Here is a 23,841-nt window from a genome sequence, read left to right as displayed (position 1 = left end):
CGCCCCGTCGATCAGCGGCAACGAACCGCAGGGAGATCTCTGCATCCGCACGCTGGCGATGCCGGCCGACACCAACGCCAATGGCGATATCTTCGGTGGCTGGCTGCTCAGCCAGATGGACGTCGGCGGCGGCGTGTTCGCCTCCAAGCTGGCGAAGTCCCGCACGGTGACGGTTGCGATCGAGGCGATGAACTTCCGCAAGGCGGTCTATGTCGGCGATCTCGTCTCGGTGCACGCCAATCTCGTGCGCGTCGGGCGTACCTCGATCACGGTGCACCTCGAAGCCTGGGTGCTGCGCCGCCGTGAGCAGCAGTCGATCCTGGTCACCGACGGCAATTTCACCTACGTCTCGATCGACGAGCAGGGCCATCCGCAACCGATTCAGCGTGACGGCGCGACGATTTCGACCTGAATGCTTTCGCGCCAAGCATGCTGCTGATTCGGCGCGGGGGGAACGCGTCGAAACTGAGACCGGAGCGCGGCCTGATTGCAAAAACGGCGCTTCGGTTCTCAAATAAACCGAGGAACAAACGTTCAGCGATCCCGTTGTCGGCCCGGAATAAACCGAGGCCGATAATGTCAGACTGCTACGTCATCGAGGTAAGTTCAGAGATCGCGGGTATCGTGGTGCGCGATACCAAGGGTTACGAGTTTTTTGCAGCCGCGCACCGCTTCCGCGCCCTCGAAGGCCAGATTTTTCGCAATGCACGTGAGGCCGAGCGCGCCGCGCGACGGCTTGTCACCGGGCAAGATCTGCAGCTGGCCTCCTGACGCGGCCGGTGCGGTGCGTCATTTGCGTGCGCCGCGAGAGTCTGTATTGATGCATCCGAACTCATGGAAACGTTTTTCGGATGTCGCAGACACAAGGTAAAGCACTGCTGTTCGATATCGACGGCACGCTCGCCGACACCGACCCGCTGCATCTGGCAGCGTTCAACCGGGTGCTCGGCCCGCATGGACACTCCTTCGATCACGCGCGCTTCGGCAGGGAGCTGCAAGGCTTCTCCAACGCATCGATCGGCGAGCGCTTTCTCGCCCACGTGCCGCCTGAACGCCGCGCCGGCATTCTCAGCGAGAAGGAGCGGATCTTCCGCGAGCTGGTCAGCGGCCAGATCGTGCCGGTGCCGGGATTGATGGCGCTGCTCGACCGGGCGGATCGCGCCGGCGTGCCGATGGTGGCGGTGACCAATGCGCCGCGCGCGAACGCCGAATTGCTGCTCTCAGGACTCGGCGTCGCGCACCGTTTCAAGGCCCTCGTGATCGGCGACGAGCTGGAGCATGGCAAGCCGCACCCCTTGCCGTATCTCGAGGGGCTGCGCCTCGCCGGCGCGGCCGCATCCGCGTCGCTGGCGTTCGAGGACTCGCGCTCCGGCATTCAGTCCGCGACGGCGGCGGGCATCGCGACGATCGGGATGCGAACCGGGCTCAGCCATGCCGATCTGCTGGCGGCCGGCGCCGTCGCCAGCGCGCGGGCGTTCGATGATCCGGAATTGATCCGCCTGGTTGCGTCGGCCATGACTTGGTAAACCGGCATGCTGCAACGCAGTTCTTAACCCCGGCGATGCTTGCTCGTTGACCTCGGTGCCGAACGGCCGCACCATGGGCGAGAGCATGATCCGGAAAAGTGGCAACCGGTTTTCCGAAATGATCATGCTCCAACCAATTGCCGTTCAAGGGGGCCGCCGTGGCCGGACTCTCTCATCGCCAGACTGAAATCCTCAATATCGCACGCGCATTCGGCCGGGTCATGGTCGAGGACCTTGCCAAGCGCTTCGAGGTGTCGGCGCAGACCATCCGCAAGGACCTCAACGATCTCTGCGATGAGCGGTCGCTGACCCGCATCCATGGCGGTGCGATCATCGCCTCGGGCGTCGAGAACCTCGCCTACGAGGCGCGCCGCTTCGTCGCCGCCGAGGAGAAGAAGGCGATCGGCGCCGCCGCGGCCGCGCGGATTCCGAACGGCTGCTCGCTATTCATCAATATCGGCACCACCACCGAAGAAGTCGCCAGCGCACTGACCTCGCACGAGGATCTGCTGGTCATCACCAACAACCTCAACGTCGCGATGCTGCTGTACCGTCATCCGCGCATCGAGGTGGTGGTGGCAGGCGGCACGGTGCGCCGCGCCGACGGTGCGGTGGTCGGCTCGACCGCGACGCAGTTGATCGGCCAGTTCAAGGTCGATTACGCCATCATCGGCGCGTCCGCAATCGACGAGGAGGGCGCACTGCTCGACTTCGACTATCGCGAGGTGCAGGTCGCGCAGGCGATCATCGCCAATGCACGCAACGTGATGCTGGTGTCGGATGCGACAAAACTCCGCCGCAGCGCGCCGGTGCGGATCGCGCATATGAGCCAGATCCAGACCTTCGTGACCGACTCGCCCTTGCCTGCGGGCCTCGCCAACATCTGTCACAGCAGAGGGATCGAGGTCGTCGTTGCGATGGACAAGCCGCAAGCCGATATCGACGACAACGCCGACCCGGCACCGGCACCGGCGACGCTGCGCAGCGCGTAGCGCTTCAATCCTACGCGCCTTTGCGCGCGTCTCGAAGGATCGACGGCCACCAGCCGGGCCGTGCACCCTTCGAGGCTTGCCCAGCGGCGCAATTGCGTCGCAAGGCTCACGCCTCAGGGTGACGGTCCAAACCGCGGCTTGCGACGGTGGCTCGTGGACCGCCTGCCCCCGCAGCGGTCATCCCGCCCAAAAAATCCCCAACCAAAGTTCCCCATTTTCGCTTTGCTTTCGTTTTTGGTTGTGATCTACTCTAATTCGAAAGTAAAACCGTCAAAGCGAAGGCGGTTGCCGGGGGAAGCGTTCTTTGGATCGAATTTACGACCTCGCCATCATTGGAGGCGGCGTTAATGGCTGCGGCATCGCGCGCGATGCGGCGGGCCGGGGCAATTCTGTTTTCCTCTGTGAAATGAATGACTTGGCCAGCGGAACGTCGTCCTGGTCGACCAAGCTCGTGCATGGCGGCCTGCGCTATCTCGAATATTATGAGTTTCGTTTGGTGCGCGAGGCGCTGATCGAGCGCGAGATCCTCTGGCAGATCGCGCCGCACATCATTCGTCCGCTGCGTTTCGTTCTGCCGCATCACGCCGGCCTGCGCCCGGCCTGGCTGCTGCGGCTCGGCCTCTTCCTCTACGACCATATCGGCGGCCGGCACCTGCTGCCGGCGACGCGCTCGCTCGATCTGACCCGCGATGTGGTCGGCAAGCCGCTGATCCCGGGCCGCTACACCAAGGGCTTTGAATATTCCGACTGCTTCGTCGACGACGCGCGGCTGGTGGCGCTGACCGCGCGCGACGCCGCCGATCGCGGCGCCGAGATCCGCACCCGCACCCGCGCAGTCGAGACCCGGCAGGTCGACGGCGTCTGGCATGTCACCGTCGAGGACAGCGTCAGCGGCGCCCGTGAGACGATCCAAGCGCGCGTGCTGGTCAATGCCGGCGGTCCCTGGGTCGAGCAGGTGCTGGCGTCCGGCGCCGGCGTCAACGCGCGGGCCAAGGTGCGCCTGGTGCAGGGCTCGCACATCGTGGTGCCCAAGCTCTATGACCACGACCGCGCCTACATCTTCCAGAATGCCGACGGCCGCATCATCTTCGTGATTCCCTATCAGAACGAATTTTCGCTGATCGGCACCACCGATCGCGACTATGACGGCGATCCGGCCAAGGTGAAGGCGACGCAGGAGGAGATCGAGTATCTCTGCGCCTCCGCGAGCGAATACCTCGCAAAGCCGGTGAAACCTCAGGACGTGGTCTGGGATTATTCCGGCGTGCGTCCGCTCTATGACGACGGGGCGAGCGAAGCCAAGGCCGCGACCCGCGACTACGTGTTCGAGCTCGATACGCCCGGCGGTGCGCCGCTGCTGTCGATCTATGGCGGCAAGATCACGACCTATCGCCGGCTGTCCGAGGAGGCGCTGGAGCGGCTCGCGCCTTATCTCAAGGGCGCGAAAGCGCAGGAGGGCTGGACCGGCAAGGCGCCGCTGCCCGGCGGCGACATGGATGTCTCCGCGGTCGCAGCGCTCGCCGCCGAGCTGGTTCGCAACCATCCGTTCCTCGCGCAATCCCATGCCAACCGTCTCGCGCATGCCTACGGCACGCGCGCCGCAAAGGTGCTCGGCGATGCAGCATCGGCTGAAGATCTCGGCCGCGCCTTCGGCGCCACCTTGACGGAAAGTGAAGTCCGGTACCTGATGGCGAACGAATGGGCTCGGACTGCGGAAGATGTCGTCTGGCGACGATCCAAGCTGGGCTTGCGGATGACGGCGGGTGAAATCGCCGCGCTCGACGAGTGGATGGCCGCCAACCGCGTGTCCGGTGAACGTCCCCTCCGCGAAGCGGGAGGACGGGCATGAGCGTTACACTGCAGAACGTCACGCGAACCGTGGATGGCGTTCCGACCATCCGCGATGTTTCGCTGACGCTGGAGCGTGGCACGCTCAGCGTGCTGCTCGGGCCGACGCTGTCGGGCAAGACCTCGATCATGCGGCTGCTTGCCGGGCTCGACAAGCCGGCCACCGGCCGTGTGCTGGTCGACGGCAAGGACGTCACCGGCGCCGACGTGCGGCAGCGCTCGGTGGCGATGGTCTATCAGCAGTTCATCAATTATCCCTCGCTGACGGTCTACGAGAACATCGCTTCGCCCTTGCGGGTGCAGGGCAAGCCGAAGGCCGAGATCGAGAAGCGGGTGGCGGAGGCGGCCGCGTTGTTGCGGCTCGAGCCTTTCCTCAAGCGTACCCCACTGCAGCTCTCCGGCGGCCAGCAGCAGCGCACCGCGATCGCGCGCGCGCTGGTCAAGGGCGCCGACCTCGTGCTGCTCGACGAGCCGCTCGCCAACCTCGACTACAAGCTGCGCGAGGAGCTGCGTGCCGAACTGCCGCGCATCTTCGAGGCCTCCGGCGCCATCTTCGTCTACGCCACCACCGAGCCGTCGGAAGCGCTGCTGCTCGGCGGCGACACGGTGTGCATGTGGGAAGGCCAGGCGCTGCAGACCGGCGCAACGCCGAAGGTCTACCGTCATCCCGACACGTTGCGCGTCGCGCAGGTGTTCTCGGATCCGCCGCTCAACATCATCGGCATCGAGAAGAAGGGTGACCGGGTGACCTATGCCGGCGGCGAACAGGCGGCCGCGGCCGGCCTCTATGCCAACCTCCCGGACGGCGCCTACCGGATCGGCTTCCGCGCGCACCAACTCGACGTCGGCAACGTCGCGGCCGGGCGCCACAAGTTCTCCGCCACGGTGACGGTGACCGAGATCACCGGCTCGGAAAGCTTCGTGCACGTCCATGTCCACGACTCCAACTGGGTCGCGGTGCTGCACGGCGTGCACGAATACGAACCCGGGCAGGTGCTCGACGCCGCGCTCGATCCCGACAACATCTTCGTATTCGACGCGGCCGATCGCCTCGTCGCTTCACCCGCAACAAGTTTCTCGAAGTGAGGGAGATGCTTGATGGCCCGCATTGACCTCGTCGATCTCGCCCAGTCCTACAACGGCAATGACGCGCCGCTGGAATCCTTTGCGCTGAAGCCGGTCACCATGACCTGGCGGCAGGGCGGAGCCTATGCGCTGCTCGGGCCGTCCGGCTGCGGCAAGACCACGCTGCTCAATCTGATTTCCGGCATCGTGACGCCGTCGCGCGGACAGATTCTGTTCGACGGCCGTGACATCACGCCGCTGTCCACGCAGAAGCGCAACATCGCGCAGGTGTTCCAGTTCCCGGTGATCTACGACACCATGACGGTGGGTGAGAACCTGGCGTTCCCGCTGAAGAACCGCGGCGTCGCCAGGGCCGAAGTCGATGCGCGGGTCAGGCAGATCGCCGACCTGCTCGACCTCACGCCTTACCTGAACCGCAAGGCGACGCGCCTCACCGCCGACGCCAAGCAGAAGATCTCGCTCGGCCGCGGCCTGGTGCGTTCCGACGTCGCGGCCGTGCTGTTCGATGAGCCGCTCACCGTCATCGATCCCGAGCTGAAGTGGCAATTGCGCTCCAAGCTGAAGGCGTTGCATCGCGAGCTCGACCTCACGATGATCTACGTCACCCACGACCAGACCGAGGCGCTGACATTCGCCGACACCGTCGTTGTCATGCATGACGGCCGCGTGGTGCAGAGCGGCACGCCGGCCGAATTGTTCGACAAGCCGGCGCATACCTTCGTCGGCTATTTCATCGGCTCGCCCGGCATGAACATCGTGCCCGCCGAGGTCAGTGGCCACGAGGCGCGGATCGACGGCCATGTCATCGGCCTGCATCGAAATTATGGTGTGCTGCCGGCCGGCAAGAAGATCGAGATCGGCGTGCGGCCCGAATTCGTGGACGTCGCTCCGCCGGCGTCCGGGCTGCTCTCGGCCACGATCGAGCGGATCGACGATCTCGGCCGGATCCAGTTCGCCCGCGTGCGCGTCGGCAACACCAAGCTTGCGGCGCGCGTGCCGCCGGGCTTCTCGGTCTCCGGCGACACCGCCGGTCTCGTTTTCAATCCCGCCTATGTCCACGTCTATGCCGACAGCCATTTGGTGGAAGGGGTCGCCTGATGGACAAGACGATCAACCAAAAAGCCTGGTTCCTGGTGCTGCCGGTGTTCCTGGTGGTGGCGTTCTCGGCAGTGCTGCCGCTGATGACGGTCGTGAACTATTCGATGCAGGACACCTTCGGTAACAACCAGTTCTTCTGGAACGGCGTCGGCTGGTTCAAGGAGCTGCTCGATCCCTCGACCGATCTCGGCGGTCGCTTCCTGGCCTCGCTCGGCCGCAATTTGTTCTTCTCCGCCGTGATCCTCGCGATCGAGGTGCCGCTCGGCATCGTCGTCGCGCTGTCGATGCCGCGCGAGGGCTGGAGCGTCGCGGCCTGCCTCGTCATCCTCGCGCTGCCGCTGCTGATTCCGTGGAACGTAGTCGGGACGATCTGGCAGATCTTCGGCCGGCCCGATATCGGCCTGCTCGGCTATGTGCTGAATCACCTCGGCTTCAACTACAACTACGTCGCCAACGATATCGATGCCTGGGTCACCGTCATCGTGATGGACGTCTGGCACTGGACCAGCCTCGTCGCGCTGCTGTGCTACGCCGGCCTGAAGTCGATCCCCGACGCCTATTACCAGGCGGCGCAGATCGACGGCGCCTCGCGCTGGGCGGTATTCAAGGCGATCCAGCTGCCGAAGATGAACCGCGTGCTGCTGATCGCGGTGCTGCTGCGCTTCATGGACAGCTTCATGATCTACACCGAGCCGTTCGTGGTCACCGGCGGCGGTCCCGGCAACTCGACGACCTTCGTCTCGATCGAGCTCGTCAAGATCGCGCTCGGCCAGTTCGACCTCGGCAAGGCTGCGGCGCTGTCGCTGGTCTACAATCTGATCATCCTGATCGTTTGCTGGGTGTTCTACACCGTGATGACCAATGCCGGCACCGAGCGGCCGGTCAAGGAAGGAGCGGCGTGATGCACTCGATCCCCGGCCGCCGCCTGATCATGGCGCTGTTCCTGATCTTCCTGCTGTTGCCGATCTATTGGCTCGTCAACATGAGCTTCAAGACCAACGCCGAGATCGTCTCGACGATGACGCTGTGGCCGCACACGCCGACGCTGCAGCACTACCGGCGCATCTTCACCGACGAGAGCTGGTATTCCGGCTACATCAATTCGCTGGAATATGTCGTCATCAACACCGTGATCTCGATCGCGGTGGCGCTGCCGGCGGCCTATGCGTTCTCGCGCTACCGCTTCCTCGGCGACAAGCATTTGTTCTTCTGGCTGCTGTCGAACCGCATGGCGCCGGCGGCGGTCTATGCGCTGCCGTTCTTCAACCTCTATTCGGCGATCGGCCTGTTCGATACGCCTTGGGCGGTCGCGCTCGCGCACTGCATCTTCAACGTGCCGCTCGCGGTATGGATCCTCGAAGGCTTCGTTTCCGGCGTGCCGCGCGAGATCGACGAGACCGCGTTCCTCGACGGCTATTCGTTCCCGCGCTTCTTCATCAAGATCCTGGTGCCGCTGATCGCGAGCGGGATCGGCGTCGCCGCGTTCTTCTGCTTCATGTTCTCCTGGGTCGAGTTGCTGTTGGCGCGCACGCTGACCTCGGTGCAGGCCAAGCCGATCGCGGCGATCATGACGCGCACGGTGTCGGCCGCCGGCATGGACTGGGGCCTGCTTGCCGCGGCCGGTGTGCTCACCATCATCCCCGGCGCGCTCGTGATCTGGTTCGTCCGCAACTACATCGCGCGCGGTTTCGCGCTCGGCCGGGTCTAGCGTCATGATGAAGCAATCAGGCACCATCTCGCGCTTCACCTCTCCCAAGGGGAGAGGTCGGATTTGGCGCGAAGCGGCAAATCCGGGTGAGGGGTTTGTCTCGATCGATGGACCGTACCCCCTCACCCCAGCCCTCTCCCCATGGGAGAGGGGGCGCACCGTATCGCGTGGGAGGACTTGAGCTATGGAATCCATCGCATGGATGGCCTGGACGCTGCCGACCGCGGTCTTCTTCGTGCTGCTGGCCTCGACGCTCGGCGTCATGACCTGGCTCGCGGCTGCCTATCCCGAAGCGGAGCGGGTCGGCGTGCTGCGGATTCCGACCACGCGCGGCGATCGCCTGTTCGTCTCGCTGGTGCTGGCGGCGGTGATCCACTTGCTGTGGATCGCCCTCGTCGGCACCGATCCGATTTTCACCTTGCCGATCGGCGAGGGCGTCGAGATTTCGAGCCTGTGGCTCGGAACGGTAATTTCGCTTCTTTCAGCCGTGGTGATCTTTCGCACCGTCTGAAGAACGCGAAAAAGAGCAGATCCGGGGTCTACCCGGGCCTGGATTTAGTCGCTGCAACCGGAGGAATCACATGCGACATTTACCAATGACTAAAGATAGACTTTTGACGATGACCAGCGCGATCGCGCTCGTCGCAGCATCGGTCACGCTTGCCGCGCCGGCCCGCGCCGACGAGGCCGCCGCCAAGAAGTGGATCGACAGCGAATTCCAGCCGTCGACCCTCTCCAAGGACGACCAGATGAAGGAGATGCAGTGGTTCATCAAAGCCGCTGCCCCCTTCAAGGGCATGGAGATCAACATCGTCTCCGAAACGCTGACCGTGCACGAATACGAATCCCGCACGCTCGCCAAGGCGTTCGAGGAGATCACCGGCATCAAGGTCAAGCACGACATCATCCAGGAAGGTGACGTCGTCGAGAAGATCCAGACCCAGATGCAGTCCGGCAAGAACGTCTATGACGGCTGGATCAACGACTCCGACTTCATCGGCACCCACTTCCGTTACGGCCAGGCGGTCGACCTGACGGAATGGATGAAGGGTGAGGCGAAGGACGTCACCGATCCGATGCTCGACATCGACGACTTCATCGGCAAGTCGTTCACCACGGCACCGAACGGTCACCTCTATCAGCTGCCCGACCAGCAGTTCGCGAACCTCTATTGGTTCCGCTATGACTGGTTCACCAACCCGGAATACAAGGCCAAGTTCAAGGCCAAGTATGGCTACGATCTCGGCGTGCCCGTGAACTGGTCGGCCTATGAAGATATCGCCGAGTTCTTCACCAACGACGTCAAGGAGATCAACGGCGTCAAGGTCTACGGCCATATGGACTATGGCAAGAAGGATCCCTCGCTCGGCTGGCGTTTCACCGACGCCTGGCTGTCGATGGCCGGCAACGGCGACAAGGGTCTCCCGAACGGCCTGCCGGTCGACGAATGGGGCATCCGCATGGAAGGCTGCCGTCCGGTCGGCTCGTCGGTCGAGCGTGGCGGCGATGTCAACGGCCCGGCGTCGGTCTATTCGATCGTCAAGTACCTCGACTGGATGAAGAAGTATGCTCCGCCGCAGGCACAGGGCATGACCTTCTCCGAGTCGGGCCCGGTGCCTTCGCAGGGCAACATCGCCCAGCAGATCTTCTGGTACACCGCCTTCACCGCCGACATGGTGAAGCCGGGCATTGCCGTGATGAACGCGGACGGTACGCCGAAGTGGCGTATGGCCCCGTCGCCGCACGGCTCGTACTGGAAGGACGGCATGAAGCTCGGCTACCAGGACGTGGGTTCGCTCACGCTCTTGAAGTCGACCCCGGTCGATCGCCGCAAGGCGGCCTGGCTCTATCAGCAGTTCATCGTCTCCAAGACGACAAGCCTGAAGAAGAGCCATGTCGGTCTCACCTTCATCCGTGAATCCGACATCTGGGACAAGTCGTTCACCGAGCGTGCGCCGAAGCTCGGCGGCCTGATCGAGTTCTACCGCTCGCCCGCGCGCGTGCAGTGGACCCCGACCGGCAACAACGTGCCTGACTATCCGAAGCTCGCTCAGCTGTGGTGGCAGAACATCGGCGATGCGTCGTCCGGTGCGAAGACGCCGCAAGCCGCGATGGACGCGCTGGCCGCGGCCCAGGATTCGGTGATGGAACGTCTTGAGAAGTCCGGTGTGCAGGGCGCCTGCGGACCGAAGCTGAACAAGAAGGAAACCGCCGAGTACTGGTACAAGAAGGCCGAGAAGGACGGCACCATCGCTCCGCAGCGCAAGCTCGCGAACGAGAAGCCGAAGGGCGAAACGATCGACTACGACACCCTGATCAAGTCGTGGCCGGCGAGCCCGCCCAAGCGCGCCGAAGCGAAGTAAGGCGATAGGGCGTACCAGCCCACGCGATACGAAACCTGCGAAGGCCGGGAGCGATCCCGGCCTTTTTGCATCATCGGCGCCTCTATCCGGAAGAGTGGAGCGCCCTTCGGGATTGTGCTCAAATGACGCGACGAAGCTCATCATGCGTCTCCTCGTCGTCGCATCATGATCCCGGAGTTTCACCATGCGCATGATTTTCCGCTGCGATCCGCGGCTTGCCGAGCATCTGCCGCGGCCGTTCCCGGCCCGTACTGCGTTGCCCGATTGGCTGCGCGCGATGCCGGCAAAGGCACATTCCGACATCCACGACCGCGACATCCGCACGGTCAAGCAATGTCCGCCCTTCGTCGATGCGATGGCCCACGGGGTCATGATCCCGCTGCCTTGCGATGTCAGGGTCGAGCGCGGTGCATTCGCCTGGGACTGGGACATTCCGGAGCCTGCGACGCAGGGCCATCCGCGCGCGCCGCTCAGCTTCCATCCCGTTGCGCAGTTCGCCGGCGCACCGTTCGCCAACGGGCAGGCCGCGCTGAAGTTCAACAGCTTCTGGACCATCGAGCTCGAACCGGGCTGGTCGCTGTTCGCGACACATCCGGTCAATCGCGACGACTTGCCGTTCCGGTCGATCTCGGGGCTCGTCGACGCCGACCGGTTTCACGACGGCGGGATCAATTTCCCCGCGGTCTGGACGGAGTCTGATTTTGCCGGTGTGCTGCCGAAGGGGACGCCGGTCGTGCAATGCTTTGCGGTACCGCGCGAGGCTCCCGAACTGGTGTTTGAGCCCTTCGACGACGCGCATCGCGAAGCCTATGCGAAAGTCGTCGGCGAGGTGTTGGCTGCGCCCAATGTCTACCGCAAGCATTTCCGCGCCATGCGCGGGCGGTTAACCAGCTAGCGCGTTCCGCAGGGCCCTCTCATCGAGCCACAGGCGTCCGTGCGAGGCCGAGGTCAGCGCCATCGCGATCGATCCGAACAATTGCGGACGCAGGCCGTAGGCGCGTGCGAAGGCCTGCATCGCGGCGTCGGGCTTGCCGTCCTCCTGCAGCGCGATACCGAGATTGAGCGCCGCCTCGGCGTAATCCGGCTTGATCTCGAGCGCCTTGCGATAGGCGTTCGCAGCGCCGTCATGGTCGCGCATATCCTGCCGTGCCACGCCGAGATCGAACCACACCGAGGCCGGTGCCGGGCTCGCGGTAGCGCACGCAAGCAGGCTTGTGGCCTTGGCCAATTCGCCATCCTCCCAGGCCAGCCGCCCGAGCCGCGCGTTGGCCTCCTGATGCTCCGGGATGACTTTCAGGATCGCCTCCCAGGCCTCGCGCGCCTGCGCCTTGCGGCCGGCCAGCTCCAGCGTGCGGGCCTTCTCGACGAATGCATCGCGCTGCGGCTTCAGCGCGATGGCGCGGTCGAGATGCGCCAGTGCCGCGTCGAATTCGCCACCGGTGCGGGCGAGGCGGGCGGCGAGCAACTGCGCCGCGGCATTGTCGGGGCGCCGCGCCAGGCTGGCTTCGATATGGCTGCGGGCCGGCGCGATCTCGCCCTTCGCAAACAGCACGGCTGCCAGCAGGTGGCTCAGCATCGGCTCGCCGGGTTGGCGTGCAAGGCCGCGCTCGCAGAGCACGATCGCCTCGCCATGCCGGCCGGCATTGAAGGCCGTGGTGGCGCGTCGAACGATATCCTCGGCGTTGTCTTTGCTCATTTCCGTACGTGACCATCTTCAGGCCGGACCATGCTATGCGGCGTCGGAAGGCATGGCCAGCGTCTATCGCGCCGTGGATTGTCCGGCCGCCGCGCGCACCTGCATGTGGGCATGGTGCTGTGCCAGTGTCAGTTCCTGGCTGATATGCGACAGCTCGGTCGCGGCGGCTTCGGCGGCCTCACCGGCGGGCCCGGCGACGCGCGCGAACATCTCGGCCTCATAGGTGCGCACCGCCTCGCGCCAATCCGGCGAACCCACCAGATGCCGTGCCAACTCCACCGCATCCAGCATCGCAGCGTTGACGCCTTCGCCGCCGAACGGCGACATCAGATGCGCGGCGTCGCCGAGCAAGGTGACACCGGGCCGATTGGTCCAATGATGCCCGACTGGCAACGCATGGATCGGCCGGAGCGCGAACTGATCGCTGCTGGCACGGAACAGGTCGAGCAGGGCGGCGGCCCAGCCGGCGAATTCGCCGAGCAGCGCCTGGCGCATGCCGGATGGCGAAGTGACGTCGAAGCGCCGTTCCGCCCATTCGAGCGGCACGCGGAAGATCGCGTAACCGCGCAGATGGGCGTTGCCGTTGCGCTGGACGATCACGCTGCGGCCGGCGCCCTCCGCGCCCATCTTGCCGCGGCCGACCAGCTGCGACAGCGCCGGGTAGCGTTGATCGACGTCGTCGATGCCGAACTCGATGAAGGTCAGCCCGCTATATTGTGGCTGATAGCGCGACACCAGCGGGCGCACCCGCGACGACGCGCCGTCGGCGCCAATCACGAGATCGAACGGCCCCTCGCGCGCGCTGTCGAAGACGAGATCGTAACGTCCGTCATGGCGTGGCGTGACCTCGCGCAGGCCATGACCCCAGCGGACGGCGTCCGGCGGCAATGATTGCAGCAGGAGATCGCGGAGCGCGGTGCGGTCGACCTCGGGACGATCACCGGTCATGTCGTCGTCCGCGAGCAGCAGCCGGCCGTCGCTGTCGTAAAGCCGGCTGCCCTGGTCCTCGTAACGGGCGACGCGCAGGAAGGCGTCGGTGAGCCCGGCGCGCGCCAGCGCTAGCTGGCCGCTCTCGGTGTGCAGGTCCAGCGTGCCGCCTTGCGGACGTTCGGTCGCCGATGTCTCCCGCTCGAACACTGTCGTCGTGACGCCAGCGATACGCAGCAGGCGGGCGAGCGTCAGGCCTCCGGGGCCGGCACCGACGACGGCAATGCGAATTGGCTTCGAACTCATGGACACCACGCTCACATCAGGATACATAGGTACCTATTTACTATAAATAGGGACCTATGTAAATGGTGGCATCGTGACCGATTGGGACCTGTTCGATCGTCCCGCGCCGCTGGTGAACATGGCTTCGCGCAGCTTCCTGCGGCTCGGCGAGCGGCGGGTGAAGCCGCACGGCTTCAGCATCGGCCAGTTGCCGGTGCTCTATCTGTTGCGCGACGGCAAGGCGATGTCACAGCGCGACCTCGCCCGCGCCGCGAAAGTCGAGCAGCCGTCGATGGCGCAGATTCTGGCGCGCATGGAGCGCGACGGACTGGTTCAGCGTACGCCGATGCCGGGCGATGGTCGCAGCCAGCTGGTTTCGTTGACGAAGGCCGCCAGGGCCAAGTTGCCGGCCGCGCGCAAGGCGCTCCACCGCAACCAGAATCAGGCGCTGGCCGGGTTCAGCACGGTCGAGGCGGCAACGCTGCTCGATCTGCTGCGGCGGCTCAACCGCAACCTCGACCGGATGGTGGCGGAGGAGGTGGAGAGTGGTGAGGCTGTCGATGCGTAGGAAGTCGGATGTGCGGGCGCGCAACGAAAAGGCCGGGAGCGATCCCAGCCCTTTTCAATCGCAATTGCAGCAATCTCTTTCGTCATTCCGGGGCCTGCGAAGCGCGAGCCCGGAATCCATCCCAACGCGCATGATGCGGATCAATGGATTCCGGGTCTGCACCTGGCGCCGCATCCTCAGGTGCGCAATTGCGCACCGGGGAAATGACGAGGTAGACCAAGCCCGATCTTACTCCGCCGCTTCGGTTGCCTTCAGCGTCGGGTAATCCGTGTAGCCCTTGGCGCCGCCGCCGTAGAAGGTCGCCTTGTCCCATTCGTTCAGCGGAGCGCCGGCCTTGAGCCGCTCGACGAGATCAGGATTGGAGATGAACGGCTTGCCGAACGCGATCAGGTCGGCAGCGCCGGCCTCCAGCACCTTCTCCGCCAGCGCGAAGTCGTAGCCGTTGTTGGCGATGTAGGCTTGCTTGAAGCGCTTGCGCAGCGAGGCGTAGTCGAACGGCGCGTTGTCGCGCGGGCCGCCGGTCGCGCCTTCGATGACGTGGATATAGGTCAGCTTCAGCGCATTGAGATGATCGACGATATAGTCGAACAACGGCTGCGGATTGCTGTCGGAAACATCGTTGGCTGGGGTCACCGGCGAGATGCGGATGCCGGTGCGGTCTCCGCCAGCTTCGCCCACCACTGCCTTGGACACTTCAAGCATCAGCTTCGCGCGGTTCTCGATCGAGCCGCCATAGGCGTCGGTACGCTTGTTGGTGCCATCCTTGGCGAACTGGTCGAGCAGATAGCCGTTGGCGCCGTGGATTTCGACGCCGTCGAAGCCGGCGGCAATCGCGTTTGCGGTGGCGCGCTTGAAATCGTCGATGATGCCGGGGATCTCCGACAGCTCCAGCGCGCGCGGCTCGGAGACATCGGCGAAGGTGCCGTTGACGAAGGTCTTGGTCTTGGCGCGGATCGCGCTCGGCGCCACCGGTGCGCCGCCGTTCGGCTGTAGCGCCACATGCGAGATGCGGCCGACATGCCAGAGCTGGATGAAGATGCGGCCGCCGCGCTCATGCACGCGATCGGTGACCTTGCGCCAGCCCTCGACTTGCTCCTTGGAATAGATGCCGGGCGTGTCCTGATAGCCCTGGCCCTGCTGCGAGACCTGGCTGGCTTCGGTGATCAGGAGGCCGGCCGACGCGCGCTGGCCGTAATACTCCACCGCGAGCGGGCCCGGCGCGAAGTTCGGCGCCGGCGCGCGGTTGCGCGTCAGCGGCGCCATTACCAGGCGGTTCGACAGGGTCAGCGCGCCAAGCTTGTAGGGCTCGAGGAGTTTGGTCGATTGGCTCATGTGAAATGTTCCAGATAATGATGGATGACGGACAGTTGTGCATTGCGGCGACGAGCGCAATGGCCCGTCCGCAGATCAGCCACGCACGATTCCGCCCATGTGACCGGCATCGAGGAACAGGGTGTGCGCGTTCACGTAGGAGGATTCGTTCGAAATCAGGAACAATGCAGTATACGCGACCTCCCAGCCGGTGCCCTGGCGGCCGAACGGTACTGTCACGGCGCGGTCCGACCGCCTTCGGCTGGCATCGCGGCCCATCGGCGTATCCATGAAGCCAGGCGCGATCACATTGCAGCGAATGCCCTTGTCCTCGCCGGCCCGCGCGATCGCCCGGCCCAGCGCGATCTGCGCTGCCTTGGAGGATTCATAGGCCGGATTGCGGCCGCCGGCGCGCTGGCTTGCCATCGACGAAATCAAGATGATCGCACCCCCCGGTGCCATCAGCTCCAGCGCCTTCTGCGCGAACAGCATGTGGCTGCGCACGTTGACGGCGTAGTCGCGGTCCCAGGCTTCCGCCGTCATCTTGGGCAGCGACAGGCCGGAGGAGATGCCGACATTCAGCGCCAGCCCGTCGAGCCCGCCGAGCTTTTGCGCGCAGCGTTCGACCGCGGGCGCGATCGCCGCGACGTCGGAGACATCGACCACGTCGGTGAAGGCCTTGCCGCCCTCTCTGGTGATCTGTGCGACTGTGTCGTCAGCCGCTTCCTTGTTGACGTCGAGGCAGGCTACGGAAGCGCCCTCGCGCGCAAACAGCACGCTCATGGCACGGCCGTTGCCGATCGGCGGTGCTTCATCGACCGTTGTGCGTTGTCCGGCACCGACCACGATGATGCGCCGGCCCGCGAGGCGGCGGTGGTTTTCCGCCAGCCCCAGCGCTTCGGCGTGCAGTGATGCTGACGGATCGATGGCTCTCGGCGCGTGGGTTGTGGTCGACATGGCGTGCTCCCTGAAGTCTTGTTGTTGTCAGGGAGCAGTAGCACGGCTGGGAGCGTGAGGCTAAAATCCCGCGGCGGGGAATATCGCGTCAGCTGACGCCGAGGAAATCGCGCTTGCCGACCTCGACGCCGTTGTGGCGCAGGATGCCGTGCGCGGTGACGGCGTGGAAATAGAAGTTCGGGAACGAGAATGCGCTGAGGAATTGCTGGCCCTTCAGGGTCATGGTGCGCTCGGCGCCGATCGGGAAGGTGACGTCCCTTGCGTCCGCGCCATCGAACTGCTCCGGTTTGAACGACTTCACGTAGTCGATCGTCTTGGCCAGCCGCTGCTTCAGTTCACTGATGCTCTTCTCGGTGTCGGGCGTCGACGGCACATCGCTGTGGGTCAGCCGGGCGCAGCCGCGTGCAGCGTGGTCGCAGACTAGCTGAATCTGCTTGGTCAGCGGCAGCATATCGGGATAGAGCCGCGATCCCAGCAGCACCTCGGGCGCGATCTTCTTCGTCTCGCAATGCGCCTCGGCCTTGGTCAACTCGCCGGTGAGGCTGTTGAGAATCTGCAAATATGCGGGGACGATGGCGTCATAAAAGGACATGGGATGCTCCCTGGTGCTGATAAAAGTCCGGATGTTACCGAACGGCGATGCTGCAAATGGGGCCGCAGTTGGAAGAATACAACTGCGGAGGGCTGTAACAGGCGGTCAAATATTCTTTGTTTTCCCGTCATCCCAGCGCAATGGCGTAGCCATTGTCGCTGGAGGAGCGCCAGCGGGGCCGCGCGAAGCGCGGCCCCGCTGACAGGCTCCGCGCGTCTCGAAGGATGCACGGCCCGGCCGGTGGCCGATTCATCCTACGAGGCTCGCCCAGCGGCGCAATTGCGCCGCAAGGCTCGCACCTCAGCGATGATGGGCTGAGAGCTAGACTAGCGATTCCGGACGATATGCCGACGTCTACCGCGCCCCCGGCACTGCGGCATCCGCAGCCGGCTGCGTGCGGCCGCCGCCACGCATCCGCGCCAGCAGCTCCGCGGTCGGCCAGGAATCCGCCGGCAGGCCGTATTTCATCTGCATCGCCTTCACCGCGCTGCGGCTCGCCTGGCCGAGCACACCGTCGATCTTGCCGACGTCGTAGCCGGCGCGCGCCAGCAGCGATTGCAGCTCCTTGATCTCGCCGAACGGCAACTGCGCGACCGGCGCGTGCGGCCGTTGCATCGGCGGCGCGCCCGCGATGCGGCTGGCGAGATAGCCCGCAGTGGTCGAATAGATCAGCGAGTTGTTCCACTCGGTATAGGCGGCGAAGTTCGGATAGGCCAGGAATGCCGGACCCATCCGGCCCATCGGCAGCAGAAGCGAGGCCGGCAATTCGTCGCTCGGTAGCGGCTTGCCGTCGGTCGAGGTGACGCCGAGCGCAACCCATTTCGAGCGCGGCAGCTTGATCGTAAGGTCGGCCTGATCCCACGGGAAATTGGCGGCCTGCGGCACGCGCACCTCCTGCAGCCACGGCTCGCCGCGCCGCCACTTCAATCCATTGGCGATATAGTTTGCCGTCGAGCCGATCACGTCGGGGCCGCTGGCGAGCAGATTGCGGTGGCCGTCGCCGTCATAGTCGACCGCGTAGTTGAAGTAATGCGTCGGCAGGAATTGCGTCTGGCCGAGTTCGCCGGCCCACGAGCCGATCATCTCGTCGGGCGTCAGATCGCCGCGCTCGATGATCTTGAGCGCCGCGATGGTCTCGCCCTGGAACATCTCGGAGCGCCGGCAATCATAGGCCAGCGACACCAGCGATTTCAGCGTCGGCAGATTGCCCATCTGGACGCCGAAATCGCTCTCCAGTCCCCAGAACGCGGCGATGACAGCCGGCGGCACGCCATACTCCTTCTCGGCGCGGGCGAACGCGGCCGCATAGGTCCGGATGTATTGCTGGCCCTGCTGCATGCGGTAGTTCGCGGCCATGCGGCCGGCGAACTGGGTGAATATCTGGCCGAACACGCGCTGGCCGCGGTCGCGGTTGACGATGCCCTGGTCGTAAACCAGATAGGGCGCGGCCTCGGCGATCGTGCGCTGCGAGACGCCGGCGGCGACCGCCTTCTGCTTCAGTTCGGTGAGGAAGCGATCGAAGCTCTGCCCATTGTGGCAGGACGCAGCGCGGGGCTGCGCCACGGTGGCCGGGCGCGCCCTGGACGGGCCCGGACCCGCGGGGTTGGACAGCGGCTGCTGCGCCGAGGCAAGGGACGAGACGAGTGAGGAGAGTGCCAGCGCTCCCGCGATCGCTGCGATCCTGATCGGGGCGCGGAGTGGGCATGCTGGCATCGATGTCACCGGCTGAAAAAGGGGGAAGTGGCCCAAACTGCATACACCAGGGCAACACCAGGCAACAACGGGGAGGCCGCTCCCGGGCCATTTGGGCTTCGGCAGCCTGGACGGTCGCCGCTATGATTGGGCGAAGTGATTCGCGGGCAGGGGTGTCGGCGGATCGATCACGCCCGGAGGGACCCATGTGGAGTTTTCTCGAGCGTCTGTTGGATTCGTCGACGTTTTCGCCACACGGCATCTGCCTGTTGTGGGAACCGGAGCTGATCTGGCTCCACGTGATTTCAGACGCCATCATTGCCGCTTCGTATTTCTCGATCCCGTTTGCGCTCGCGATCCTCGTCTCCAAGCGGCGCGACATCCAGTTTGGCTGGATGGCCTGGCCGTTCGCCGCCTTCATCCTCGCCTGCGGCCTCACGCATGTATTCTCGATCTATACGTTGTGGGTGCCGATCTACGGCCTCGAAGGCCTGGTCAAGGCGCTGACCGCGATCGCCTCGATCGTCACCGCGGTACTGCTGTGGCCGCTGATCCCGCGGATCCTGGCGATCCCGACCGAGGCGCAGCTGCGCGAGGCGCATGTCGCGCTCGCGGAGGAAGGACGCCAGCGCCAGCGCTCGGAATTCCTTCTCGAGCGTTTCCGCGAGGCGGAGGCCAACGAGAGCACGATCCGCCAGGCACAGAAGATGGAAGCCGTCGGCCAGCTCACCGGCGGCATCGCGCACGACTTCAACAACATCCTCACCGTCATCACCGGCACCATCGACATCCTCGCCGAGGCGGTCACCCACAACCGCCAGCTCACCGAGATCACCGGATTGATCCGCGACGCCGCCGAGCGCGGCGCATCGCTGACGCGACACCTGCTGGCGTTTGCGCGCAAGCAGCCGCTGCAGCCGAGCGACGTCGACGTCAACGCGCTGATGGTCGACACCATCGAGCTGCTGCGACCGACCATCGGCGACCATGTCGATATCGATTTCCGCCCGATGCCCGATCTGCCGCACGCGCTGGTCGATGCCAACCAGCTCGTCACCGCGATCATCAATCTCGCGCTGAACGCGCGCGACGCGATGCCGAAGGGCGGACGGCTCACGATCGAGACCCGCACCGCCGAGCTCAAGCCGTCCGACGTGCACGGCCATGACGGGCTTGCCGCCGGCGTCTATGTCGTGATCGCGTTGATCGACAACGGTCAGGGCATCGCGGAAGCCGATCTGGCAAAAGTGTTCGAGCCGTTCTTCACCACCAAGGACGTCGGCAAGGGCACCGGCCTGGGCTTGAGCATGGTCTACGGCTTCGTCAAGCAATCCAACGGCCACATCGTGCTCGACAGCGAGCTCGGCCGCGGCACCAAGGTCATGCTGTTCCTGCCGCGTGCGGCGGCGGTCGCGGCGGCCGCGGCGCCGCCCGAGCGGCGGCAGCCGGAGATGCGCGGCGCGCAGGAGATCGTGCTGGTGGTCGAGGACGACAAGCTGGTGCGCTCCTACGTGCTGACCCAGATCGAGAGCCTCGGTTACACCACGCTGTCGGCAAAGAATGGCCCGGAAGCGTTGGCCGTGCTCGACAGCGGCGCGCCGGTCGACCTCCTGTTCACCGACGTCATCATGCCCGGTGCGATGAACGGGCGCGACCTCGCCACCGAGGCCGAGAAGCGGCGGCCCGGCCTGCGCGTGCTGTTCACGTCGGGCTACACTGAGAACGCCATCGACCAGGACGGCAAGCTCGAGCAGGGCATCCTGTTCCTCGGAAAGCCCTACAGCCGGGCCCAGCTCGCCCGCATGCTGCGGGTCGCGCTGCGCGAGAAGGAGGCGCGGCACGCGCAGGAGCCGGCAGAGTAGGCGTGAGATTCGCAGCAGGCGTGAAGCCCGGCTGAAGCGAAGCGTAATCCGGCGCAATCTGTCCGCTGTGAGATAGTCCCGGATTGTGCTGCGCGTCATTCGGGTCACGGATCGCCGCACATGACCAATCGTTAATCCGCGCCGCGTCGCTGCGACGCACGACGTCCCCTTGCGGTTTCAGCGGTAAAATCCCTACCTGAGCGGCGTCGGTTGTGGCAGCATTCCGCTGCCGCCCGGGAACCACGATGAACTATTTTCGCACCGCGCTTCTGCTTGCCGGCCTCACCGCGCTGTTCATGGGCGTCGGCTATCTGATCGGCGGCGGCACCGGCGCCGTGATCGCGCTGGTCGTCGCGGCTGCGACAAATCTGTTCACCTACTGGAATTCCGATCGCATGGTGCTGTCGATGTACGGCGCCCATCAGGTCGATGCGCGCAGTGCGCCCGATCTCCACAATCTGGTCGCCGAGCTGGCGCAGCGCGCGAGCCTGCCGATGCCGCGGGTGTTCGTGATGGACGAGGCACAGCCCAATGCGTTTGCGACCGGCCGCAATCCGGAGAACGCGGCGGTTGCCGTCACGACGGGGTTGATGCAGCAACTCAGCCGCGAGGAGCTCGCCGGCGTGATCGCGCACGAGCTCGCGCATATCAAGCATCACGACACGCTGACCATGACGATCACGGCGACGATCGCCGGCGCGATCTCGATGCTGGCGCAGTTCGGCATGTTCTTCGGCGGCAACCGCAACAACAACGGCCCCGGCATCATAGGCTCGATCGCGATGATGATCCTGGCGCCGCTCGGCGCCATGCTGGTGCAGATGGCGATCAGCCGCACCCGCGAATACGCCGCTGACAATTATGGCGCGCGCATCGTCGGGCAGCCGATGTGGCTGGCGTCCGCGCTCGCCAAGATCGAGAATTCGGCGCATCACGTGCCGAACATGGAAGCGGAGCGCAATCCGGCCACCGCGCACATGTTCATCATCAACCCGCTGTCGGGCCATGGCGTCGACAATCTGTTCGCGACCCATCCTTCGACGGCCAACCGTATCGCCGCGCTGCAGCAGCTCGCCGCCGAGCTCGGCACCCAGACCGCACCGCGTCCGGCCGGCGCGACCTATCCGCCGCGCAGCCCGTGGGGCGGTGCCTCAGGCCAGCGCGGGCCGTGGGGTTAGAGCAACATAGGATCAGGTTGAACAGCGGCCGCGAAGGCGGTGCGTCCCTCTCCCGCTTGCGGGGGAGGCGCAGCGAGTTCGTCGCCAGAGCGATTCAACTAAAATTCATCCCGCCGTTACGCGCTCGCGGCATCCAGCCGTGAGACCTGGTCCTTGCTCAGCTCGAGCTTCGCCGCCGCGACCAGCGTTGCGACCTGCTCGGGCTTGGTGGCGCTGGCGATCGGCGCGGTGATGCCGGGCTTCGCCATCAGCCAGGCGAGCGCGACCGCGGCCGGCTCGGCGCGCTGTTCCGCGGCGACCTCGTCGAGAGTGGCGAGGATGCGCATGCCACGCGGGTTCATGTACCTTGGAACGCTGCGCGCGCCGCGCGGGCTCTTGGCGAAGTCGGCCTCCGAGCGATATTTGCCGGTCAGGAATCCCGCGGCCAGCGAGAAGAACGTGATCACGCCGACGTCGTTCTCCACGCAGACGCGTTGCAGCGCGCCTTCATAGCTCGATCGTTCCGCCAGGCTGTATTCGGGCTGCATGCTCTCATAGCGGGGCAGCCCGTTCGCTTTGGCAATATCCAGCGCGCTCTTGAGCCGCTCTGCCGAAAAGTTCGAGGCGCCGATCGCCCTGATCTTGCCGGCCTTGATCAGTTTGTCATAGGCCGCGAGCGTCTCCTCCTGCGGCGTGGTCTCGTCGTCCTTGTGCGACTGGTAGAGATCGATGATGTCGGTCTGCAGCCGCCGCAGCGAGTCCTCGACCGCGCGGGCGATGTAATCCGGCTTCAGCCCGACATTGCCGCCTCCCATGTCCATGCCGACCTTGGTGGCGAGAATGATGCGGTCGCGGTTGCCGCGCGTCTTCATCCACTTGCCGATGATTGTCTCGGACTCGCCGCCGTGATGGCCCGGCACCCAGCGCGAATAGACGTCGGCCGTATCCAGGAACGTCAGCCCCTGATCGAGCACGGTGTCGAGCAGGCGAAAGGATGAAGCCTCATCCACCGTCCAGCCGAACACGTTGCAGCCGAAGCAAAGAGGAGGGACGGTGAGGCCGGAGCGGCCGAGCGGACGATGCTTCATGAGTGTTCTTTCGCTTGTTCTTGGTGATAGGCCCAGGAGACTGAGGCAGTTCGGCCTTGTTTGCAAGGCGCTGTGCCGGTTGAACGACCTGAGGTGAAGTCAGCAGGGATCAGTTGGAAGACATCGGGCGTGCGTCAGGTCAACCTCGCTGCCCCTCAGTCCGCGTCATCGAATGATTTCGTCGCAGCACCTGAACGCGATTTCATTTGTCGTGCACTTGATGTAGATTGTGCGGCGAGCTGCCACCGGTTACGCCGAACTCCGGAGAATGCGCGGCAGCGCCCATGGCCATCGGCAGGCCCTTTCTTCTTCATTTCAGTACGAAATCCTCTTCTGCCTGGGCGACGCCCGAGTGAACGCCTTTTTCATTCCCAGCCAAATGGAGCAATTGCCATGCATTTCTGCTTCTCAGGGGAATACACGCCGCGTGCGATCAACAACATCATGGAGAACCCGGCGACCAATCGATACGAGGCCGCCAAGAAGCTGATCGAGGCGGGCGGAGGCAAGTTGATTTCGATGTACAGCACGTCGGTCGATGGTCCCGGCGTGATGGTGATCTTCGACGTGCCGGATCCGACCGTCGCGCCTGCCATCAGCGGCGTGGTGGTGGCGGCCGGCGCCATGCAGAACGTGAAGCTGGTCCGGCTGTTTACCCCGGACGAGATCAAGGTGGTGCGTCAGCACGCAAGCAAGCTCAAGGCAGTCTACTCGCCGCCGGGCAGCTGACGGCGACGACCGACCAAACGCGGCGCAGATCGATCTGATGGCCGATGTCACTCTCGCGCGGCGGCGCTTCACGGCGCCCCGCGCGGAGACGGGGGCCGTTGCGCGCCGCTGATCCGGGGCGCGTCAACGGATGGGCATTAGCTCAGGCGGACGTCGCGCGCGCATGCTGGCTCGCATAGCCCCGGCCGGTTGTGCCGTCGCATGACGTCCGCCTCCTCGCTCGCCGCGCGTCACCGATTCACGACGATGCCGTAGCGCACGCATCGGCTGCGGTGTATGTACAGAAATTACCGACGTGCGGTTGGCGCGGCGACGTCGGGCGGAATTGGGGTCTGAAGGTGCATCACTCGGTTTTG

The 23,841-nt window shown here is 65.0% G+C and carries 23 protein-coding genes; 16 read left to right on the top strand and 7 right to left on the bottom strand.

Annotation, left to right across the window (positions count from 1 at the left end):
* Nucleotides 1-58: 58 nt before the first annotated feature.
* From ACTUWL_RS08480 to ACTUWL_RS08425, 12 genes are all read left to right on the top strand, one after another.
* On the top strand, nucleotides 59-412 hold the full coding sequence (locus ACTUWL_RS08480; protein WP_097673013.1) for an acyl-CoA thioesterase: 354 nt from the start codon (nucleotides 59-61) through the stop codon (nucleotides 410-412).
* A 164-nt stretch (nucleotides 413-576) separates the two neighbouring features.
* Nucleotides 577-771 carry a hypothetical protein gene (locus ACTUWL_RS08475; protein WP_021075978.1) on the top strand — a complete coding sequence of 65 codons (195 nt, stop codon included), beginning with the start codon at nucleotides 577-579 and terminating at the stop codon, nucleotides 769-771.
* An 80-nt stretch (nucleotides 772-851) separates the two neighbouring features.
* Nucleotides 852-1,526 (top strand): HAD family hydrolase, encoded by a 675-nt coding sequence (locus ACTUWL_RS08470; protein WP_021075979.1) that lies wholly within the window; start codon nucleotides 852-854, stop codon nucleotides 1,524-1,526.
* Nucleotides 1,527-1,684: 158 nt separating this feature from the next.
* The gene (locus ACTUWL_RS08465; RefSeq protein ID WP_021075980.1) at nucleotides 1,685-2,518 is read left to right on the top strand and encodes a DeoR/GlpR family DNA-binding transcription regulator; all 834 of its coding nucleotides are present in this window, start codon (nucleotides 1,685-1,687) and stop codon (nucleotides 2,516-2,518) included.
* Between the two features lie 304 nt (nucleotides 2,519-2,822).
* Nucleotides 2,823-4,367 carry a glycerol-3-phosphate dehydrogenase gene (glpD, locus tag ACTUWL_RS08460; RefSeq protein ID WP_021075981.1) on the top strand — a complete coding sequence of 515 codons (1,545 nt, stop codon included), beginning with the start codon at nucleotides 2,823-2,825 and terminating at the stop codon, nucleotides 4,365-4,367.
* Nucleotides 4,364-5,452 (top strand): ABC transporter ATP-binding protein, encoded by a 1,089-nt coding sequence (locus ACTUWL_RS08455; protein WP_021075982.1) that lies wholly within the window; start codon nucleotides 4,364-4,366, stop codon nucleotides 5,450-5,452. The genes glpD and ACTUWL_RS08455 overlap by 4 nt, the downstream gene beginning before the upstream one ends.
* Before the next feature lie 12 nt (nucleotides 5,453-5,464).
* A complete protein-coding gene (locus tag ACTUWL_RS08450; protein ID WP_021075983.1) occupies nucleotides 5,465-6,550 on the top strand; it encodes an ABC transporter ATP-binding protein in 1,086 nt (361 codons plus the stop codon).
* Nucleotides 6,550-7,452: a carbohydrate ABC transporter permease gene (locus ACTUWL_RS08445; protein WP_021075984.1), complete on the top strand. Its 903-nt coding sequence runs from the start codon at nucleotides 6,550-6,552 to the stop codon at nucleotides 7,450-7,452. The genes ACTUWL_RS08450 and ACTUWL_RS08445 overlap by 1 nt, the downstream gene beginning before the upstream one ends.
* Nucleotides 7,452-8,258 (top strand): carbohydrate ABC transporter permease, encoded by an 807-nt coding sequence (locus ACTUWL_RS08440; RefSeq protein WP_021075985.1) that lies wholly within the window; start codon nucleotides 7,452-7,454, stop codon nucleotides 8,256-8,258. Before ACTUWL_RS08445 ends, ACTUWL_RS08440 begins: the two co-directional genes overlap by 1 nt.
* A 184-nt stretch (nucleotides 8,259-8,442) precedes the next feature.
* Nucleotides 8,443-8,769 carry a DUF2160 domain-containing protein gene (locus ACTUWL_RS08435; protein ID WP_021075986.1) on the top strand — a complete coding sequence of 109 codons (327 nt, stop codon included), beginning with the start codon at nucleotides 8,443-8,445 and terminating at the stop codon, nucleotides 8,767-8,769.
* Nucleotides 8,770-8,878: 109 nt separating this feature from the next.
* Nucleotides 8,879-10,621, top strand: coding sequence for an ABC transporter substrate-binding protein (locus tag ACTUWL_RS08430; RefSeq protein ID WP_168471102.1), 1,743 nt, complete (start codon nucleotides 8,879-8,881; stop codon nucleotides 10,619-10,621).
* 184 nt (nucleotides 10,622-10,805) lie between these two features.
* Nucleotides 10,806-11,516 carry a hypothetical protein gene (locus tag ACTUWL_RS08425; RefSeq protein WP_021075988.1) on the top strand — a complete coding sequence of 237 codons (711 nt, stop codon included), beginning with the start codon at nucleotides 10,806-10,808 and terminating at the stop codon, nucleotides 11,514-11,516.
* Here the strand turns inward: ACTUWL_RS08425 and ACTUWL_RS08420 are convergent.
* Both ACTUWL_RS08420 and ACTUWL_RS08415 read right to left on the bottom strand, forming a co-directional pair.
* A complete protein-coding gene (locus ACTUWL_RS08420) occupies nucleotides 11,505-12,317 on the bottom strand; it encodes a tetratricopeptide repeat protein (protein ID WP_021075989.1) in 813 nt (270 codons plus the stop codon). The two genes, ACTUWL_RS08425 and ACTUWL_RS08420, sit on opposite strands and share 12 nt — an antisense overlap.
* A gap of 63 nt (nucleotides 12,318-12,380) precedes the next feature.
* Nucleotides 12,381-13,550: an FAD-dependent oxidoreductase gene (locus ACTUWL_RS08415; RefSeq protein WP_035649523.1), complete on the bottom strand. Its 1,170-nt coding sequence runs from the start codon at nucleotides 13,548-13,550 to the stop codon at nucleotides 12,381-12,383.
* A gap of 73 nt (nucleotides 13,551-13,623) precedes the next feature.
* Here ACTUWL_RS08415 and ACTUWL_RS08410 point away from each other — a divergent pair, with 73 nt between their 5' ends.
* Nucleotides 13,624-14,097, top strand: a complete 474-nt coding sequence (locus tag ACTUWL_RS08410) for a MarR family winged helix-turn-helix transcriptional regulator (RefSeq protein ID WP_021075991.1) — start codon at nucleotides 13,624-13,626, stop codon at nucleotides 14,095-14,097.
* Between the two features lie 228 nt (nucleotides 14,098-14,325).
* Here ACTUWL_RS08410 and ACTUWL_RS08405 read toward each other — a convergent pair whose 3' ends face one another.
* The 4 genes from ACTUWL_RS08405 to ACTUWL_RS08390 form a co-directional block, all read right to left on the bottom strand.
* Entirely contained in the window at nucleotides 14,326-15,429 is a 1,104-nt protein-coding gene (locus ACTUWL_RS08405) for an alkene reductase (protein ID WP_021075992.1), read from the bottom strand.
* A 75-nt stretch (nucleotides 15,430-15,504) separates the two neighbouring features.
* The gene (locus ACTUWL_RS08400) at nucleotides 15,505-16,365 is read right to left on the bottom strand and encodes an SDR family NAD(P)-dependent oxidoreductase (RefSeq protein WP_021075993.1); all 861 of its coding nucleotides are present in this window, start codon (nucleotides 16,363-16,365) and stop codon (nucleotides 15,505-15,507) included.
* 88 nt (nucleotides 16,366-16,453) lie between these two features.
* Nucleotides 16,454-16,957: a DUF1993 domain-containing protein gene (locus ACTUWL_RS08395; protein ID WP_021075994.1), complete on the bottom strand. Its 504-nt coding sequence runs from the start codon at nucleotides 16,955-16,957 to the stop codon at nucleotides 16,454-16,456.
* Nucleotides 16,958-17,311: 354 nt separating this feature from the next.
* Nucleotides 17,312-18,670, bottom strand: coding sequence for a lytic murein transglycosylase (locus ACTUWL_RS08390; RefSeq protein ID WP_021075995.1), 1,359 nt, complete (start codon nucleotides 18,668-18,670; stop codon nucleotides 17,312-17,314).
* A 185-nt stretch (nucleotides 18,671-18,855) separates the two neighbouring features.
* Here ACTUWL_RS08390 and ACTUWL_RS08385 point away from each other — a divergent pair, with 185 nt between their 5' ends.
* Both ACTUWL_RS08385 and htpX read left to right on the top strand, forming a co-directional pair.
* Nucleotides 18,856-20,511 carry an ATP-binding protein gene (locus tag ACTUWL_RS08385; protein WP_021075996.1) on the top strand — a complete coding sequence of 552 codons (1,656 nt, stop codon included), beginning with the start codon at nucleotides 18,856-18,858 and terminating at the stop codon, nucleotides 20,509-20,511.
* A gap of 245 nt (nucleotides 20,512-20,756) precedes the next feature.
* Nucleotides 20,757-21,689: a zinc metalloprotease HtpX gene (htpX, locus tag ACTUWL_RS08380; RefSeq protein WP_021075997.1), complete on the top strand. Its 933-nt coding sequence runs from the start codon at nucleotides 20,757-20,759 to the stop codon at nucleotides 21,687-21,689.
* A 116-nt stretch (nucleotides 21,690-21,805) separates the two neighbouring features.
* Here the strand turns inward: htpX and ACTUWL_RS08375 are convergent, their stop codons facing one another.
* Complete coding sequence (locus tag ACTUWL_RS08375; RefSeq protein WP_021075998.1) at nucleotides 21,806-22,756, bottom strand: aldo/keto reductase; 951 nt, start codon at nucleotides 22,754-22,756, stop codon at nucleotides 21,806-21,808.
* 393 nt (nucleotides 22,757-23,149) lie between these two features.
* Here ACTUWL_RS08375 and ACTUWL_RS08370 point away from each other — a divergent pair, with 393 nt between their 5' ends.
* Nucleotides 23,150-23,485, top strand: a complete 336-nt coding sequence (locus ACTUWL_RS08370; protein ID WP_021075999.1) for a GYD domain-containing protein — start codon at nucleotides 23,150-23,152, stop codon at nucleotides 23,483-23,485.
* The last annotated feature ends 356 nt before the right edge of the window (nucleotides 23,486-23,841 follow it).

It is taken from the genome of Bradyrhizobium sp. WCU1, from assembly GCF_053474805.1.
Note: the sequence above shows the minus strand (reverse complement) of the source record. Positions and strands in the feature narration are given on the sequence as shown.